The 17,170-nt window shown below is 66.7% G+C and carries 16 protein-coding genes; 13 read left to right on the top strand and 3 right to left on the bottom strand.

Translation table 11 applies throughout. The features are described 5' to 3' along the window. Nucleotides 1–2: 2 nt before the first annotated feature. The 6 genes from E3T43_RS01625 to E3T43_RS19465 are packed head-to-tail and all read left to right on the top strand — an operon-like array spanning nucleotide 3 to nucleotide 5,049. On the top strand, nucleotides 3–1,430 hold the full coding sequence (locus tag E3T43_RS01625; protein WP_134471088.1) for a sulfate adenylyltransferase subunit 1: 1,428 nt from the start codon (nucleotides 3–5) through the stop codon (nucleotides 1,428–1,430). Then, complete coding sequence (locus E3T43_RS01620; RefSeq protein ID WP_134471087.1) at nucleotides 1,427–2,212, top strand: ABC transporter ATP-binding protein; 786 nt, start codon at nucleotides 1,427–1,429, stop codon at nucleotides 2,210–2,212. Before E3T43_RS01625 ends, E3T43_RS01620 begins: the two co-directional genes overlap by 4 nt. After that, nucleotides 2,202–3,122 (top strand): ABC transporter permease, encoded by a 921-nt coding sequence (locus E3T43_RS01615; protein ID WP_104132585.1) that lies wholly within the window; start codon nucleotides 2,202–2,204, stop codon nucleotides 3,120–3,122. Before E3T43_RS01620 ends, E3T43_RS01615 begins: the two co-directional genes overlap by 11 nt. A gap of 44 nt (nucleotides 3,123–3,166) precedes the next feature. Next, the gene (locus tag E3T43_RS01610; protein WP_134471086.1) at nucleotides 3,167–4,567 is read left to right on the top strand and encodes an FAD-dependent oxidoreductase; all 1,401 of its coding nucleotides are present in this window, start codon (nucleotides 3,167–3,169) and stop codon (nucleotides 4,565–4,567) included. Beyond that, the gene (gene fdxA / locus E3T43_RS01605; protein WP_134471085.1) at nucleotides 4,564–4,881 is read left to right on the top strand and encodes a ferredoxin; all 318 of its coding nucleotides are present in this window, start codon (nucleotides 4,564–4,566) and stop codon (nucleotides 4,879–4,881) included. Before E3T43_RS01610 ends, fdxA begins: the two co-directional genes overlap by 4 nt. 42 nt (nucleotides 4,882–4,923) lie before the next feature. Beyond that, nucleotides 4,924–5,049 carry a hypothetical protein gene (locus E3T43_RS19465; RefSeq protein WP_255454162.1) on the top strand — a complete coding sequence of 42 codons (126 nt, stop codon included), beginning with the start codon at nucleotides 4,924–4,926 and terminating at the stop codon, nucleotides 5,047–5,049. Here E3T43_RS19465 and E3T43_RS01600 read toward each other — a convergent pair. Together E3T43_RS01600 and smc are read right to left on the bottom strand one after the other, a co-directional pair. Beyond that, nucleotides 5,046–5,603, bottom strand: coding sequence for a HutD family protein (locus tag E3T43_RS01600; RefSeq protein WP_134471084.1), 558 nt, complete (start codon nucleotides 5,601–5,603; stop codon nucleotides 5,046–5,048). The two genes, E3T43_RS19465 and E3T43_RS01600, sit on opposite strands and share 4 nt — an antisense overlap. Before the next feature lie 40 nt (nucleotides 5,604–5,643). Next, a complete protein-coding gene (smc, locus tag E3T43_RS01595) occupies nucleotides 5,644–9,309 on the bottom strand; it encodes a chromosome segregation protein SMC (protein ID WP_134471083.1) in 3,666 nt (1,221 codons plus the stop codon). Nucleotides 9,310–9,541: 232 nt separating this feature from the next. Between smc and E3T43_RS01590 the strand changes: the two genes are divergently transcribed. Further along, complete coding sequence (locus E3T43_RS01590; RefSeq protein ID WP_134471082.1) at nucleotides 9,542–10,636, top strand: GNAT family N-acetyltransferase; 1,095 nt, start codon at nucleotides 9,542–9,544, stop codon at nucleotides 10,634–10,636. Between the two features lie 149 nt (nucleotides 10,637–10,785). Here the strand turns inward: E3T43_RS01590 and E3T43_RS01585 are convergent, their stop codons facing one another. Continuing rightward, on the bottom strand, nucleotides 10,786–11,616 hold the full coding sequence (locus E3T43_RS01585; RefSeq protein WP_198414284.1) for an aldo/keto reductase: 831 nt from the start codon (nucleotides 11,614–11,616) through the stop codon (nucleotides 10,786–10,788). Between the two features lie 217 nt (nucleotides 11,617–11,833). On the opposite strand from E3T43_RS01585, the gene E3T43_RS01580 reads away from it, so the two are divergent. Genes E3T43_RS01580 through E3T43_RS01555 form a run of 6 tightly spaced genes read left to right on the top strand, consistent with a single transcriptional unit; the run spans nucleotide 11,834 to nucleotide 17,160 of the window. Continuing rightward, nucleotides 11,834–12,706, top strand: coding sequence for a shikimate dehydrogenase (locus E3T43_RS01580; RefSeq protein ID WP_134471081.1), 873 nt, complete (start codon nucleotides 11,834–11,836; stop codon nucleotides 12,704–12,706). A gap of 16 nt (nucleotides 12,707–12,722) precedes the next feature. Next, a complete protein-coding gene (locus E3T43_RS01575; RefSeq protein ID WP_134471080.1) occupies nucleotides 12,723–13,256 on the top strand; it encodes a TRAP transporter small permease in 534 nt (177 codons plus the stop codon). Then, nucleotides 13,253–14,527 carry a TRAP transporter large permease gene (locus E3T43_RS01570; protein WP_134471079.1) on the top strand — a complete coding sequence of 425 codons (1,275 nt, stop codon included), beginning with the start codon at nucleotides 13,253–13,255 and terminating at the stop codon, nucleotides 14,525–14,527. Before E3T43_RS01575 ends, E3T43_RS01570 begins: the two co-directional genes overlap by 4 nt. A 25-nt stretch (nucleotides 14,528–14,552) precedes the next feature. Beyond that, entirely contained in the window at nucleotides 14,553–15,596 is a 1,044-nt protein-coding gene (locus E3T43_RS01565) for a DctP family TRAP transporter solute-binding subunit (RefSeq protein WP_134471078.1), read from the top strand. A gap of 35 nt (nucleotides 15,597–15,631) precedes the next feature. Beyond that, nucleotides 15,632–16,105 (top strand): type II 3-dehydroquinate dehydratase, encoded by a 474-nt coding sequence (aroQ, locus tag E3T43_RS01560; RefSeq protein ID WP_134471077.1) that lies wholly within the window; start codon nucleotides 15,632–15,634, stop codon nucleotides 16,103–16,105. After that, nucleotides 16,102–17,160 (top strand): Gfo/Idh/MocA family protein, encoded by a 1,059-nt coding sequence (locus E3T43_RS01555; protein ID WP_134471076.1) that lies wholly within the window; start codon nucleotides 16,102–16,104, stop codon nucleotides 17,158–17,160. The genes aroQ and E3T43_RS01555 overlap by 4 nt, the downstream gene beginning before the upstream one ends. Nucleotides 17,161–17,170 lie beyond the last annotated feature (10 nt).

The raw sequence follows: 17,170 nt of genomic DNA, 5'->3' as shown, positions 1-17,170 counted from the left end.
GCATGACCCTCATCATTGATACCCAGGACCTCACCACGGAAGCCGCCGTCGCCGCCCCCGAAGGCACCCTGTTCCGCTTCGCGACGGCCGGTTCGGTCGACGACGGCAAGTCCACCCTGGTGGGCCGGCTGCTGCACGACTCCAAGGCGATCCTCGCCGACCAGCTCGAAGCCGTCACCCGTACGTCCACCGAGCGTGGCTTCGGCGGCGAGAGCGGTGGCATCGACTTCGCCCTGCTGACCGACGGCCTGCGCGCCGAACGCGAACAGGGCATCACCATCGACGTGGCCTACCGCTACTTCGCGACTCCCGCCCGCTCGTTCATTCTCGCCGACTGCCCCGGCCACGTGCAGTACACCCGCAACATGGTCACCGGCGCCACCACAGCGGATGCCGTCATCATGCTCATCGACGCCCGCAAGGGCGTGCTCGAGCAGACCCGCCGGCACCTCAGCGTTGTCGCCCTGCTGCGCGTGCCGCACGTAATCGTCGCGGTCAACAAGATCGACCTCCTCGATTACAACGAGGCCTCCTTCCGTGAGGTGGAGGCGAGCGTTCGCCTGGTCACCGCCGAACTCGGCCTCGGTTCTGACTCGCGTGCGAAGGTCCATGTCATTCCGGTGTCGGCCCTGGTCGGCGACAACGTCGTCGACCGCTCCGAGCGCACCCCCTGGTATACCGGTCCAAGCCTGCTCGAACTGCTCGAAACCCTCACCGTGATCGACGACCTCGACGACAGTGGGCGCGCCACCGAGGCGTTCCGCCTGCCGGTTCAGCTCGTGCTGCGGCCGCAGGGCGCGGTCGTCGTCTCCCCGGAACTGGCCGATTCCTACCGCGACTACCGGGCCTACGCCGGGCAGGTCGCGAGCGGCAGCATCAAGGTCGGCGACATGGTGAGCGTCGAGCCCGGCGGCGGCACCAGCACCGTCACCGGTATCGACTTCGCCGGAGTGCAGCTCGACGAGGCTTTCGCGCCCCAGTCGATCGCGCTGCGCCTGGCCGACGACCTCGACATCGCCCGCGGCGCCGTCATCGCGGCCGCAGGCACCCTTCCCCCGATCACCCGCGCCCTCGAAGCCGATTTGTTCTGGCTCGACCCGCGTCCGCTCGCACCGGGAGCCCGCGTGCTCCTGAAGTTCGGCACGACCGTCGTGCAGGCCCTGATTCGCGAGGTCACCGGCCGCCTCGACCTCACGACCCTCGGCGTCGAACCCGCCACCAGCCTGGCCGTGAACGATATCGGGCAGGCCAACATCCGTTTGTCGCGCGATTTGCCGGTGGAACGCTATGCGCAGAATCGTCGCTCCGGGGCGTTCCTGGTCATTCACCCGCAGGACGGCGCAACCCTGGCCGCCGGTATCGTCACCGCGCCGGGCGAGCCCACCCGCGCCGGCGACGGCTCGGGTGCCGGGTCGGACGTGTCGCCGTGACCTCCCTGACCAGCGTGTCTGTCGCCCCGGCCCCGACCGCGCTCGAACCCGTCGCGATCACGATCGATGGCCTCGGTAAGCGCTACGGAACCGGTCCGCTCGTGCTCGATGACATCAACCTGTCGATCGAAGCCGGCCAGTTCGTCTGCCTGCTCGGGGCAAGCGGATGCGGAAAGTCCACGCTGCTCAACATCATTGCCGGCCTGGAGAAACCCACCGAGGGCGCCGTCACCGTGGCGAGCGGCAAGGCCGCCGTCATGTTCCAGGACGCAGCGCTGTTTCCGTGGCTGACGGCCGGCCGCAACGTGGAGCTGGCCCTGAAACTGCGCGGGGTTCCGCGCAAGGACCGCCGTGCGGATGCCCTCGAACTGCTCGACCTGGTCAACCTCGCCGATGCCGCCGACAAACGCCCGCACGAACTCTCCGGGGGTATGCGGCAGCGGGTCGCCCTGGCCCGGTCGCTCGCGCAGGACCGCAAGGTGCTGCTGATGGACGAACCCTTCGCCGCGCTCGACGCCATCACCCGCGACCTGCTGCACGAAGAACTCGAACGGGTCTGGCGCCAGACCGGCCGCACGATCGTGTTCGTCACCCACAACGTGCGCGAGGCCGCACGGCTGGGACAGCGCATTCTGCTGATGTCCTCACGCCCAGGCCGCATCGTCAACGAATGGACCATCACCGACACCGGCTCCCGCCGGATCGAGTCCCCCGAGGTCGCCCGCCTCGGGGACGAAATCACTGACCAGCTGCGCGAGGAGATCCGCCGTAATGCCGCTTGATGCTCGCACCGACACCATTCGTGGCGGAGCGACCAACGACCCGAGCCACGACGAACTGCGCCGCCTCGAAGCCGGTTTGGATTCGCTGCAGGCCGTTCCCGAAACGCCCCGCGGCGCCTTTCGCCGCACCCTCGACGGTGTCCTTCCCCCGATTCTGCTGCTCATCGCGCTGGTCGCGGCCTGGCAGGTTTACATTCTCATCGTCAAACCCCGGCCCGACCTCACTCCCGGCCCCTTAGACGTATTCGATTCCCTCGTGAGTGCCTGGTCGAGCGACCGCCTGCAACTCGCGGTATCGACGAGCCTCGAGCGCGGCGGTCTCGGCTTTCTCATCGCCATCGCCATCGGCACCCCGATCGGGCTGCTGCTCGCGGAGTGCCGCCCGGTGCGGCGTGCGCTCGGACCGCTGCTCTCCGGCTTGCAGGTGCTCCCCTCGGTCGCCTGGGTTCCCGCCGCGATCATGTGGTTCGGCCTCACCGACGCCACGGTGTACTTCGTCATTCTGATGGGCGCCGTCCCCTCGATTGCCAATGGGCTCGTCTCGGGCGTCGACCAGATTCCACCGCAGTTGCGCCGCGTCGGCACGGTACTCGGCGCCTCGCACCTGCAGATGGCGACCCTCGTGGTGTTGCCCGCCGCCCTGCCCGGCTATTTCTCCGGCCTCAAGCAGGGCTGGGCCTTCGCCTGGCGCTCACTCATGGCCGCCGAGATCATCACCATGGGCGGCACGATCGGCTTCGGTCTCGGTTCGATGCTGCACCAAAGCCGCGAGCTTGCCGACCTGTCCGGGGTGCTCGCCACGATCCTGGTGATTCTGTTCGTCGGAATCCTGGTGGAACTCGTGATCTTCGCCCCGATCGAGCGTCGCTTGCTGCGCCGCCGCGGACTGATGGCCGCTGGCCTGCGCTGACCCGCCCGCATCCACTCTTCTTCCCGTTGTTTGAAAGGCTCCTTATGACCCCCGCTCCCTCTGCACTGCGCGTTGCCATTATCGGCGCCGGCCCGGCCGGAATCTACGCCGGCAATATTCTCAACCGGCTCGTGCTCGAAACCGGTCACACCGTGGCCATCGACCTATTCGATGCGCTGCCGGCCCCCTACGGCCTGATTCGCTACGGCGTCGCCCCCGACCACCCGCGCATCAAGGGCATCGTCAAGTCGTTGCAGGAGATGCTCGACGCAGGCATCATTCGTTTCATCGGCAACGTCACCTACGGCACCGACCTGACCCTGGCTGATCTGCGCGAGCACTACCACGCGGTCATCTTCGCCACCGGCGCCATTCTCGACGCCCCGCTCGTCATTCCCGGCATCGACCTGCCCGGCTCGTTCGGCGCCGCCGACTTCGTCTCCTGGTACGACGGCCACCCCGATGTGCCGCTGGAATGGCCGCTCGACGCGACCGACGTGGCCGTCATCGGAAACGGCAACGTCGCCCTCGACGTGGCCCGCATCCTGGCCAAGCACGCCGACGATCTGCTCAGCACCGACATTCCCGCCTCGGTCTACGCCGGGCTCGCCGGATCCCCGGTGACCGACGTGCACGTGTTCGGCCGCCGCGGGCCGTCACAGGTGAAATTCACCCCGATCGAACTGCGCGAGCTCGCAGACATTCCCGACGTCGACCTCGTCGTCTACGCCGAAGACTTCACTCCCGATTCGCACAGCGAACAGCTCGTCGCCAGCAACAACCAGGTCAAGATCATGACCCGCACGCTGAACGGATGGCTCACCAAGGCTCCGCTCGGCGCCTCACGTCGCCTGCACCTCCACTTTCTGCACTCGCCGGTCGAGGTCTACGGCGATGGACGAGTGGAAGGCATCCGCTTTGAACGTACCGAACACACCGGAGACGGTGGCGTGCGGTCGACCGGCCAGATCGTCGACTATCCGGTGCAGGCCGTCTATCGCGCGATCGGCTACCGGGGCAGCGCGCTCACCGAGGTGCCGTTCGACGCCGTGCGCGGTGTCATTCCGAACGACGGCGGGCGGGTGCTCGACGCGGCCGGCGACGCGATCGCGGGACTGTACGCCACCGGGTGGATCAAGCGCGGCCCGGTCGGCCTGATCGGCCACACTAAGGGCGACGCCCTCGAGACGGTGACCCGGCTCGTGGCCGACCTGCCCGCGCTCGTCGCCGGCGAAACGGCTGACGAATCAGCGGAGGCGATTCTGGCCCTGCTGGCGGAGCGCGGCGTCGAGTTCACGACCTGGGCGGGCTGGCGCACCCTGGACGCGCACGAGCAGCTGCTCGGCGCGCAGGACCTGGTCACTCCCGGTCGGGAGCGAGTCAAAGTCGTCTCTCGGGCCGAACAGGTTGCGATCTCTCGCACGGAAGCGTTGCTGACACTGTGACCTATGTGATTGCGCTGCCGTGCGTCGATGTGAAAGATCGTGCCTGCATCGATGAATGCCCGGTGGACTGCATTTATGAGGGCGAACGCTCCCTCTATATTCACCCCGATGAGTGCGTCGACTGCGGCGCCTGCGAACCGGTCTGCCCGGTCGAGGCCATCTACTACGAAGACGACCTGCCCGAACAGTGGGCCGACTACTACAAGGCCAACGTCGAATTCTTCGACGACCTCGGCTCCCCGGGCGGCGCGGCCAAGATCGGCGTGCTCGCCAAGGACCACGCGGTGATCAGCGCGCTGCCGCCGCAGGGGTAACGGCGCGACTGCTATTCTGCACGCTATGGATAAGGCTCGGGCTTGAGGCCGGCACTGTGGGTAGCACTGCTCATTGCAGGAGCACTTCTCATCGCGCTGGTGATTCTGTATGCCGCAGGCTTGCTCGGCAACGAAACGGTGGCGAATGCCGCAACAGCATCCGCTTAGGTCGGAACCGCTTCCAGGGTGATGACGGCGAGGAATCCTCGTCCGAGCACTTCCGGGGCTGGATCGTCGCCGCGCACGGTATCGAGGGGTCCCAGTGTGGCCTCCTCGCCGCCGGCGGTCACGACGGCGTTCCCCTTCAGCAGTAGGGCGAATTGGTCGTCGAACACCGGGTGGGCGCGTTTCTTCGACAGCTCGACGATCGACAGAAAGCCCTTGAACGCTCCGCGCCTCGTCATCACATTCAGGTCTCTGGTATCGCCGACCGGCAGGGCGCAGCTCGTCGCGCTGTCACCGGAAAACCGGAATGGCCGGTACTGCTCCATGGCGTGCTCTTCACCATCGACGATCACGACCATAAGCTCGCCCTCGATCACCGTGAGGATGCGGTCGACCCCTGGAAAACTCGAGAAATCACCGGCCGCGGTCACGTCGGCGATGCTGATGCGCCAGTCGAAGTCCACCGCGCCGGCGGGGAAGGACGCCACCTCGCGGGTGGTCCCGCCGCCGTTACGCCAGGGGGCGGGTCGAAGAGAGTCAAATCGAATAATGTGCATGATTTCAGGCTTAGGTTAGCAGACGGCAGACGCCGAGCGGTCAGGACGCCGCCGGTTCCCGGTCGCGCTCCCGTTGGTCAGCACGAGTCCCCACGCGCTGGCCGACGACGGCGCTGACCCCGTCTTGCCGCATACTGACGCCGTAGAGGGCATCCGCTATTTCCATGGTGCGTTTCTGGTGCGTGATCACGATGAGCTGGCTGGTCTCGCGCAGATCTTCGAAGATGGTCAGCAGCCGGCCGAGGTTGGCGTCGTCGAGGGCCGCTTCCACCTCGTCCATAATGTAGAACGGGCTGGGGCGGGCCTTGAAAATCGCGATCAGCAGAGCGACCGCTGCGAGGGAACGTTCACCGCCCGAGAGCAGCGAGAGCCGTTCGATCTTCTTGCCGGCCGGTTTCACCGACACCTCGATGCCGGTCGTCAGCAGATCATCGGGGTCGGTGAGCCAGATACTGCCGCTGCCGCCGGGAAACAGCACCGGGAACACCTCGGCGAAGGCCGCCTGGGTGTCGTCGAAGGCGTCGGAGAAGATGGCCTGCATCTTCTCGTCGATGTCGGCGATGATGGTGAGCAGGTCGCTGCGAGTTTCGGTAAGGTCAGTGAGCTGTTCGGTGAGAAATCGGTGCCGCTGCTCGAGCGCGGCGAATTCTTCGAGCGCGAGCGGGTTGACCCTGCCCAACTGACCGAGCTTGCGTTCGGCGGCCGCGAACCGCTTCTGCTGTTCAGCCCGATTAAAACGGATGCCGACGGCCGCGCGGCCCGCGATGTCGCGATCGCTCCCGGTGCGGTCGTCGCTGTCGCGCTCACCGGCAGCGCGTTCACTGGCCCCACTGGCCTGCGGGGTGCTGTCGGCGCCGGAGTCGTCAGAGACGATCATGCCGTCGGGTGGGATCAGCTGGTCGGGCCCGTACTCGGCCACAAGCACGTCTTCGGTCAGGCCCAGTTCGCTGCCGGCCCGTTCGAGCAGAGCCGAGAGGTGCAGCTTCTTCTCGTAGATCTCGAGTTCGAGACCGTGCACGTTCTCGGTGATCGCGGCCAGCCGCTCACGCAAGGCGCTCTCGTCGAGGCGAAGCTGCTGCAGTTCGGTGTTCTGACTGGTGCGTTCGGCTTCAGCGCTGGCCAGACGCAGCCGGGCCTCGGCGACCGAGCGGTCGGCCGCGGCGAGCACGGCCGGGAGCGCCTCGGCGACGCGGGAAGCGGCATCCATTTGGCGGCGGCGAATGACGGCGCGCCGGGCCGCGGCCTCGGCGGCCGTATGCTCGGCCGCGAGCTGCTCGGTCAGGACGACGACGTGTGCCTCACCGGCCCGCACCCGTTCGCGGGCCGTTTCGACCTGGAGGCGAGCTTCCACCTCACGATCCCGGGCGACCTCCAGCTCACGATAGAGCGCATCGCGCACGGTCGCATCGAGGATGGGTCGTGGCCGGGACTGGGCGGTGACCAGCGTGGCGGACGCCTCGGCGACGACGGCTTCGACCTCTTCGACGGCGCGGGTCGCGAGTGTCAGGGCGGCGCTGACCCGGGCGAGGTCGGCGGTCGCGGCCTCGGCCTGCACGGTGAGGCGACCGCGGCGTTCCGTCTGAGTGGCGAGCTGGGTTTCGAGGGCGCGCACGGCCGCCCGCGCGCTGACCGACTGCTCCTTGTGCGCGTGCAGCAGGGTACGCTGCTCGGCGAGGTCGAAGCGCACCCGCTCGATCAGCTCTGTGACCGCCGTCAGCTTTTCGGCGGCGGTGTCGCGTTCGGCGACGAGTTCGAGTTTGCTCGGCCGGGCGCCGGATCCGCCGCGCACGACCCACGGGCCCAGCACCTCACCGACGAGTGTGATGATCGTCACGGTGTCGGTCAGCTGGGCGGCGCGGGCTACGGCGAGATCGTCGGCGATCACGGTCTGGGCGAGCAGAGCACGCACTCCGGCCGGCCCGTCGACGACCGACGTCGCCCAACGGATGCCCGCGCCCAGATCAACGCTGGAATCAACGCCCGGAGCTAGGGTGTCGGCACCGTCCGCGATGAGGAGTTCGACCCGGCCGAGATCGTCGGTGTGGGCGTGGCCGATGGCTTCCAGGGCTGCCTCGCGGTTGTCGGCCAGCACCGCGTCGGCGAGAGACCCGAGCGCGGCGGCGATCGCCGCCTCGAACCCGGGCTGCACGCGCACCCGGTCGGCCACCAGGCCACGGATACCGGGGAGCTGCGCGCCGAGGAGTGCGGAGGAACCGTCTTTCTGGTCGAGTGCAAGGGAAAATGCACCCTGCCGGGCCGCCTGGGCGTCGCGTTCGCGTTCGTGCTGGTGCAGCTCATCGCGCAGTCGCTCCACCTCGGCCTCGACGTGTTGCACTGCGGTCTGCGCCAGTGCGAGTGCCTCGGACAGGTCGTCGGAGTCTGGTTCTTCGGCGGCCTCGGTCACGGCCGTTTCGAGCTCGGCCAGCTGGGCTTGTGCCTTCTCGCTGCGATCGAACGCAGCGTCGAGGGCGTTCTGCTGCCGTAGTTGTTCGCCGCGTACAGCGGCCAGCCGCGACCGGGCCGTCTCGGACTGGCCGGTCAGCTGCGAGATTTCGAGATCATGCCGGGTGACGAGCACAGCCTGAGCGGCGATGTCGTCGTCGACGGCATCCAGCTGCGACCGTGCCGCCGAGCTCTGCTCCCGGGCGGTGCCCCAGGCCGTCTCGGCCGTCCCGATGCTTGCGCGCAGTTGTTCAACCTCGGCAGCAGCATCCGTCAGAATGGCGGGCGTGACGCTGAAGGCCGGACCGGTCGGCTCAGCCTGCGAACCGAGCAGGGCCAGTCGCTGGTTGGCGAGAGTGAACAGGCCGCGCAGGCGTTCCTGCACCGACTCCAGGCCAAAACTGGTGCGGCGGGCCAGATCGACGGCGTCGCCGACCTGGGCCAGTTCGAGCCGCTGCACCCGACCCTGCTTCTGCGCGAGCTGCTCCTGCAGCACGACCCGTTCGGTGTGCCGTTCGCTCTCGGTGTGATTGTGGGCGTCGAGCGCGGTGCGCAGCAGCACAACGTCGTCAGCGAGCAAGCGCGCGCGGGCATCGCGCACCACGGCGGCGATGGTCTGCGCCTCGCGGGCGATGTCGGCCTGACGGCCGAGCGGTTTGAGCTGGCGGCGAATCTCTCCGGCGAGGTCGCTCAGCCGGGTGAGGTTGGTCTGCATGGCGTCGAGCTTGCGCAGCGTTTTCTCTTTGCGACGTCGGTGTTTGAGAATGCCCGCGGCTTCTTCGATGAAGCCGCGACGCTCTTCGGGGGTCGCACGCAGCACGGCGTCGAGCTGACCCTGACCGACGATGACGTGCATCTCCCGGCCGAGACCGGAATCGCTGAGCAGCTCTTGCACATCGAGCAGCCGACAGGTGCGCCCGTTGATGGCGTATTCACTCGCGCCATTGCGAAACAGCGTGCGGGAGATGGTGACCTCGGAGTACTCGATCGGTAGGGCGCCGTCGGAGTTGTCGATGGTGAGGATGACTTCGGCCCGACCGAGCGGCCCGCGCGTCGATGTGCCGGCAAAGATGACGTCTTCCATCTTGCCGCCGCGCAGGGTTTTCACACCCTGCTCCCCCATCACCCACGCGAGCGCGTCGACCACGTTGGACTTGCCCGACCCGTTCGGGCCGACCACGCACGTGACGCCGGGCTCGAAGGCGAACGTCGTCGGCTGCGCGAACGATTTGAACCCCTTGAGGGTGAGGCTCTTCAGATACAACGGGCACCCTTTCGGTCGGTCGGCCGCGAGTCTTGGTCTCGGGGCTGGTTCAACGGTACCCTGCGCCACCGACAGCGGCCGGGACATCCGCTTGTTGGGAAGAGTTGCGTGCAGAACCGCGGAGACGTTTCGGCGGCCTCGGCACTCAGCTAGGGGCTGCGGGCGAAATTATCCGCGGTTCTATACCGGGCTGCGTACCGGACTTGTGCTGCTCGGACTACGCTGGCGCAGCATGAGCGACTTCTCGATCGACGAACTCGTCATTCCCGCTACACCGCACGCGCCCAGCTGGCCCGACTTCGTGGCGGTGGCCGAGCTGCGAAACCTCGTCGAGGCTGAGGGGTTTGGTACGAACGAACTCAACTATTCGGCTGCCGAACTGCTGCCCGGGTGGCTCAACACGAAATACGACCCTAAGCGCATGTTCGTTGCTCGGGTTGAGGGCACGGTGGTGGCCCGCGCCACCTATGAAACCCTGCTCGACGCCAACGACGACCATGCCTGGCTGGGCGTGCAGGTGCTGCCAGCCTGGCGCAGGTGCGGCATCGGCACCGCCCTCGCCGACCGGGTCGAACACCTTGCCGCGACCGAGAATCGGCACGAGCTGATCGTGTACACGGTGTCTGCGGATACCCCCGGAGAACGCCTGACCGCACCGACCGGCTTCGGGTCGGTCCCACAAGACAACCCCGAGGTGCGTTTTCTGCTCGCGCGCGGCTACCGGCTAGAACAGGTCGAGCGCGGCAGCCGCCTCGCACTGCCCGCCGACGCGAGCGTGATCCGCCGCTTTCAAGCGGATGCCGCGGCGCACGCCGGCGGCGACTACACCGTTCACTATTGGAGCGCGGGCACTCCCCCGCGCTGGCGCGACGACCTCGCCGTCCTCTATACCCGGATGAGCACCGACGCCCCGACTGCGGGCCTTACGGAACCCGAAGACGTCTGGACCGCCGATCGGCTGGTCGACGAGGAGACCTCCCGTGGCTCAAGCCCCCGGAGAATGCTCACCGCCGCCGCGCTGCACGAGCCGAGCGGTCACCTGGTCGCCTTCACCCAGCTGTCGGTACCGGCCGAACGCGAGCGGTCCGTCAGCCAGGAGGACACCCTGGTCTTGCGGGAGCACCGCGGGCACCGCCTCGGCATGCTACTGAAGACGGCGAATCTGGAGTATCTTGCGCAGGAAAGCCCGGGGCATCCGTCGGTGACGACCTTCAACGCCGAAGAGAACCGGCACATGCTCGTGGTTAACGAGGCGCTCGGCTTCGTGCCGATGGGCTATGAGGGCGCTTGGAAGCGGGTCCTTCCGGCCGGTGGCCCCGCCGCGTAGTCTCGCCCCGAACGCTTCGGGATCCTGCACGCGCTGCCGAGAATGGTGCGGTACGCGGGTGCTGCGCCACTGCGCGGGTGTTGCGCAACACCCACGCACTGGCGCAGGTCCCGCGCGACGACCAACGCAGCCGACCGCTCACACGCGACCTAGTGCCCGAAGTCCACGGCGTCGAAGCGCAGCGGGGCTCCCACATCGAGGGCGGTAAGGGCCGCGAGCTCGGCTGAAGACAGCTCGAAGTCGAAGATGCTGATGTTCTCGAGCTGGCGCTGGGGATTGCCCGATTTGGGCGTGGGCACGATCCCGTTTTGGGTGTGCCAGCGCAGCACGACCTGCGATGCCGTGCGTCCGTGCTCACGAGCGATGGCCGTGATCACGGGCTCGGCGAGCAATCCGCCGTCGCGACCGAGCGGACTCCAAGCCTCGGTGAGGATGCCCCGTGAGCGGTGCAGCGAACGCAGATCAGAACGGTTGTGCGTTGGGTCGAGCTGGGTCTGGTTGACCTGCGGCGTGAGCCCCTCATCGAAGAGCCGCTGCAGATGCTCCGGCAGAAAGTTCGACACACCGATCGCCCGCACCTGCCCCGACTGCTGCAGCGCGCGCAGACCGCGAAAGGCATCCGGATAGCCGTTCTGCTCCGGGTTCGGCCAGTGAATCAGGTAGAGGTCGATGACCTCCAGACCGAGCCGCGCCGTGCTCGCCTCGAACGCCCGGTGCGCGCCGTCATAGCTGTGCCACTTCTTGTTGAACTTCGAGGTGATGAATATGTCCTCGCGCGGCAATCCGGTACGACGGATGCCCTCCCCCACTCCCACTTCGTTCTCGTAGTTCTCGGCGGTGTCGAACAACCGGTAGCCGGCGTCGGCGGCGGCGGTGACGGCATCCGCTGTTTCAGAATTGTTCATGGGCCAGGTACCGAGGCCGATGGCGGGAATCTGCACGCCGTTGTTGAGGGTCAGGGTGGGAGCTGGAGACATCATCGGTTCCTATCTGCGCGGCCGCGTCGGCCCCACAGTTCGTAGCGTAGGCCCGGTTGGCGCACCCACCCCGCCATGAGTCTGTGCGCATTACGCACACTTGTGCGTAATGAGCACATGGGGTTAGTATCGACAGCAGCGCGGCATCCCCGCCCCCGAGCAGGCCCACTACCCCGGGCACGCCCCACACATCTGTCAACGTCGATGGAAGGAAATTTCTGTGAGCTCCACCGCAGAATCATTTATGGTCGGGCTGATCGGCTCCGGCGTCACGCCCACGCTCTCTGCGGGAATGCACGAGACTGAAGCCGACCACCAGGGCCTGCGCTACATCTACCGCCCGATCGATCTCGACGTGATCGATCGCCCGGCCGAAGCTGTGGGCGAACTGCTGCGCAATGCCCGCGAGCTGGGTTTCAACGCCTTCAACATCACCCACCCGTGCAAGCAGCTCGTGCTCGAACACCTCGACGAGATCAGTGACGATGCCCGCCAACTCGGAGCGGTCAACACCGTACTCATTCGCGACGGCCGCTTCTTCGGCTTCAACACCGACTTCTCGGGGTTCAGCTCCGGCCTGGCCGAAGGACTGCCCGACGTCAACCTCAACTCGGTCGTGCAGCTCGGCGCCGGTGGTGCCGGTTCCGCCGTGGCCTACGCACTGTTGCACTGCGGCGTCAGCACCCTCCGCATCAGCGACGTCGACCACGAACGAGCCGGCGAGCGCGTGAAAGCCCTGCGCGCCCTGTTCCCCGATCGCACCATCGAGGCCATCACCGCCAACGACCTGCCCGCAGCCCTGAACACCGCCGACGGCCTCGTGAACGCGACCCCGATCGGCATGCACATGCACCCCGGCCTGCCGATTGACGCGAACCTGCTCGACGCCCGACTCTGGGTCGCCGACGTCATCTACCGCCCGATCGACACCGCCCTCATCATCGCCGCCCGCGCGGCCGGCTGCCGCGTTCTCGACGGCGGCCACATGGCGGTCGGCCAGGCCGTCGACGCCTTTGAACTCATCACCGGCCAGACAGCGGATGCCCCACGCATGCGCGCACATTTTCTCACGATGATCGCAGCCGGCCTCTAACTCCAGAAGGAACGACATGTCTGAAGACACCCCTCAAGAAGCCGTGCGGCAACCCCGCGTACTGCGGTCGATCTCCGCCGTCGAACACACCATCGGCGCCATACTCATCACCGTCATTGCGCTGCTCGTCTTTGCGCAGGCCCTTCAGCGCTACCTGCCAGTGAGCGGATGGGTGTGGTCGGGTGAACTGGCCCGCTATTCCATGGTCGGCGTGACTTTCATCATGTGCGGCTACCTCATGGGTCAGGGCCAGCACATCACCATCCAAGTGATTGACCGCTATGTCTCCGGCCGCGCCCAACGCTGGATCAAGCGCTTCGCCAACGCGGTCGTGCTTCTGATCTGCCTCGCCTTCATCCGTGAAGGCTGGGCCCTCGTGACCGAGACCAGCGGCCAAGTGTCGGCCGCCCTGCAAATGCCGATGACCTACCTCTACGCCTTCCCGCTGATCGGGTTTGTGCTCGCCGCCCTCCGTGCGGTCTGGGCTCTCATCGTGCCCGGATCAGAGGCCGACAGCACCGAAGCCGACCTCGAAGGAGAACTCGCATGAGCCTATGGATTTTGATTGCCCTCATCGCCATACTGCTGGCGCTGCGGGTACCCGTCGGGTTCGCCTTTCTCGGCCCCTCTGTGGCCTACATGATCATCGAGGGCAACTCCACCGGACTGGCTCTGCGCGTCGCCGCCGACGGCGTCTCCAGTTTTCCACTGCTCGCCGTGCCCCTGTTCATTCTGCTCGGCAGCATCGCCAACCGGGCCGGCATCGCCGACCGCATCTTCGACTTCGCCCTCTCCGCGCTCGGCCGTATCAAGGGCAACCTCGCCTACGTCAACATCGGCACGAGCGTGGGTTTTGCCTGGATGAGCGGATCGGCCCTCGCCGATGCGGCCGCCCTCGGCAAACTGCAGGTGCCAGCCATGGTTCGCGGCGGCTACTCCTTTCGGTTCGCGGCCGGCCTCACCAGCGCCTCCTCGCTGATCGCACCGGTGATGCCACCGAGCATCCCCGCCGTCATCTACGCCTCCGTTGCTACGGTCTCCACCGGAGCACTCTTCGCGGGTTCGGTATTGCCGGCCATGCTGATCGCCCTGGGCCTCGTCATCACCGTGTTTGTCATGGTGCGAAAGAACCCCAACCTGACCACCATCCGGTTCAGCTGGGCCGTTCTCGGCCGGGCCGGCCTCCGCGTACTCGGCCCGCTCGGCGCGCCCATCATCATTCTCGGCGGAATTCTCGGCGGATTCTTCACCCCTACCGAAGCCGCCGCGGTCGGCGTGGCGTACATGATCGTGCTCGGCCTGATCTATCGCACCCTCAACCTCAAAGCCATCGTCGACGCACTCAAGGAGACCGCAGCGGTCACCGGCGCCATCGCCCTGATTCTCGCCGCGGCCGCCCTGCTTGGCTGGATCCTCGCCCGCGAACGTGCCCCGCAGGCGGTCGCCGACGGACTCACCTCCCTCACCGACAACCCCATCGTGTTTTTGCTGCTCGTCAACGTGATCCTGATTTTGCTCGGCATGGTCATCGACGCCACGGCGATCCTCCTCATCACCGTTCCCGTGCTGTTACCCGTCGCTGTGCAATACGGCATCGACCCGATTCACTTCGGCGTGGTCATGATCGTCAACCTCATGATCGGCCTGCTGACCCCTCCGGTCGGCAGCGTGCTCTACGTGATGAGTTCTGTCACCAACCGGCCCGTCGACGAGGTCTTTCGCGGCGTGCTCCCCTTTCTCATTCCACTGCTCGCCGTACTCGGCCTACTCACCTTCTTTCCCCAGATCGTCACGATCGTTCCCACCCTGCTCGGCCTCTAACCAGCACCTACCATCGGAGAAACGCATGCGTAAGACATCCACTCGCACAACGACCACCCGTCGCCTGCTCACCGGCATCGTCGCCGGCCCCCTCGCCATCGGCCTGCTCGCGGCCTGCAGCGGCACCGACGCTGGCGCCGGCGCCAGCGCCTCGGGCGACAACGTCACCCTCTCGTTCGCAAACAGCTACGGTCTCGACCACCCGCACAACCTGTGCGGCACCGATATCGTCGCCGACACGGTAGCGGATGCCGGCATCACCATTGAATTGTTCCCCTCCAGCCAGCTCGGTGCTGACGCAGCCCGATTCACCTCGGTGCTCAGCGGCGACATCGATATCGACCTGCAGGGATCGTCAGGCATCGCCGCCACCTACCCCGCCATCGGCGTGATGGACATGGCCTACGTCTTCAATGACGTCGACCACCTGTTCAACTGGTTCGACAGCCCGGCGGCCGACGCGGTGAAGACCGGCTTCACCGAAGCCACCGGCGCCCACCTGCTCGACGTCTGGTACTTCGGCAACCGCACCTTCTCGGCCAACGTGCCCATTCGCACCCCCGACGACCTCGAGGGCCTGCGCATGCGCTTTCCCGACAGCCCCATTCACCTCGGCAATGCCGCCGCGATGGGCGCCGACCCGGTAGCCGTGGCCTTCGAAGAGATCTACCTCGCGCTGCAGCAGGGCATCGTCGACGGCCAGGAGAACCCCATCGCGAGCATCGACCAGATGAGCTTCAACGAGGTGCAGGAGTACGTGAGCCTGAGCGAGCACTCCGTGGGATCCCAGCTTGTCGTGATGAGCGGCGACGCCTGGGACAGCCTGAGCGCCGACCAGCAGACCGCGCTAGAAACCGCCGTGTCTGATGCCCGCGCGACCGACCTCAAGTGCGCCCTCGACTTGGAAGAAGCCATCGTGGCCGAGTGGAAGGAAGCCGGCACCCCCGAGGTCATCGAAGACGTCGACCGCGACGCCTTCATCGAAAAGGCCGAGGCCTACTTCACCGCCAACCTCGAGGGCGAGCAGCTCGAAATTTACAAGAGCATCCGCGACGCTGCCGGCGAGTAGCCGCATCCGCTTAAACGTCGACAAGGAAGCGACTCATGACCCTCCCCCGCATTCTGGTTCTGAACGGGCCGAACCTCAACATGCTCGGCACCCGCGAACCGGCCCACTACGGCTATGCGACCCTCGCCGACGCCGACGCGCTCGCGGAAGCCACCGCCGCGCGCCTGGGCTATGCGGTCGATACCCTTCAGTCCAACCATGAAGGGGTGTTGATCGACCGATTGCACGCGGCCCGCGGCCACAATGTGGGCCTGGTCATCAACCCGGGCGGGCTCACCCACACCTCGGTCGCGCTGCGCGATGCCATCACCGCATCGGAGCTGCCCACGGTCGAGGTGCACGTGAGCAACGTGCACGCCCGCGAAGAGTTTCGCAATCACTCCTATATATCCGGCGTTGCGGTGGCCGTCATAGCCGGCGCCGGAATCGCCGGGTACGGGGTCGGCATCGAAATTCTGGCGCAGCGGCGAACGGATGCCGCGGCATCCGCTGACAGGGCAATGCCATGAAGCTGCGCGTCGGCATTGTGGGTTGCGGAAAGATCGCCATCAACCACGTCACCGCGCTGAACGATCTGCCCGAGGTAGAGGTCGTCGGGGTGTGCGATCCCGATGCGGAGCGTGCCGCCGAGTTCGCCCGCACATTTGGTGTGCCGCACAGCTACACCGATCTCGACGAGCTCCTGGGCAGCGGTCTCGACGCCGTCACTGTCTGCACTCCGCACCCAGCACACGAACTCGTCGTGCTCGCTGCCGCTCGGCACGGCCTGCACGTATTGTGCGAAAAGCCAATCGCCGTGACGCTCGACGAGGCCGACCGCATGATCGCCGCGACCGATGCCGCCGGCGTGAAGTTTGGCGTGCTGTTTCAGCGACGCTTCTGGCCCGCCGCCCAGCGCATCACGCAGGCGCTGGCCGACGGCCGGCTCGGCCAGCCGATCGTCGGAAGCGTGATCGTGCGGCTCGGCCGCGACGCCGACTACTATGCCGAACCGTGGCGGGGCCGTTGGGACACCGAGGCAGGCGGGGCTCTGATGACGCAGGCCATCCACCACGTCGACCTGCTCTCCTCCTATATGGGACCGGCGGTGGCGGTGCGCGGCCGCATCGCCACGCTCAAGCTCGGCGAGTTCATCGAGGTGGAAGACACAGCGGTGGCGACGATCGAATTCGCGTCGGGCGCGCTGGCCAGCCTGCAGGTGAGCACCACGTTTGCCCCGGGTCTCGGTGCCCAGATTCTGGTGAGCGACCACGCCGGTCACGCCGCTAGTGTGGCCGAATTTCCCGAAGGAACCCCCGGTCAGAACGATATCTGGACGCTGCCCGGCGAGGAACAGTACCGGCAGGTGTATTCGCCCGAGATCAACTCCGACCCCGAGCTGGCCGAGATTCACACCAACCTGGTGCCGTTTCACCGCCTGCAGATCGAAGACTTCGTGCGCGCGGTGCTGGATGACCGCGACCCGCTAGTCACCGGGCGGGAAGCCCGCAAGTCCCTCGAAATCATCCTCGCCATCTACGAATCGTCGCGCACCGGCGACACCGTTCAGCTCGCTGCCTCCTAGGAGAACAACC

Source organism: Cryobacterium sp. Hh7 (assembly GCF_004403155.1).
Lineage (GTDB): Bacteria > Actinomycetota > Actinomycetes > Actinomycetales > Microbacteriaceae > Cryobacterium > Cryobacterium levicorallinum.
Note: the sequence above shows the minus strand (reverse complement) of the source record. Positions and strands in the feature narration are given on the sequence as shown.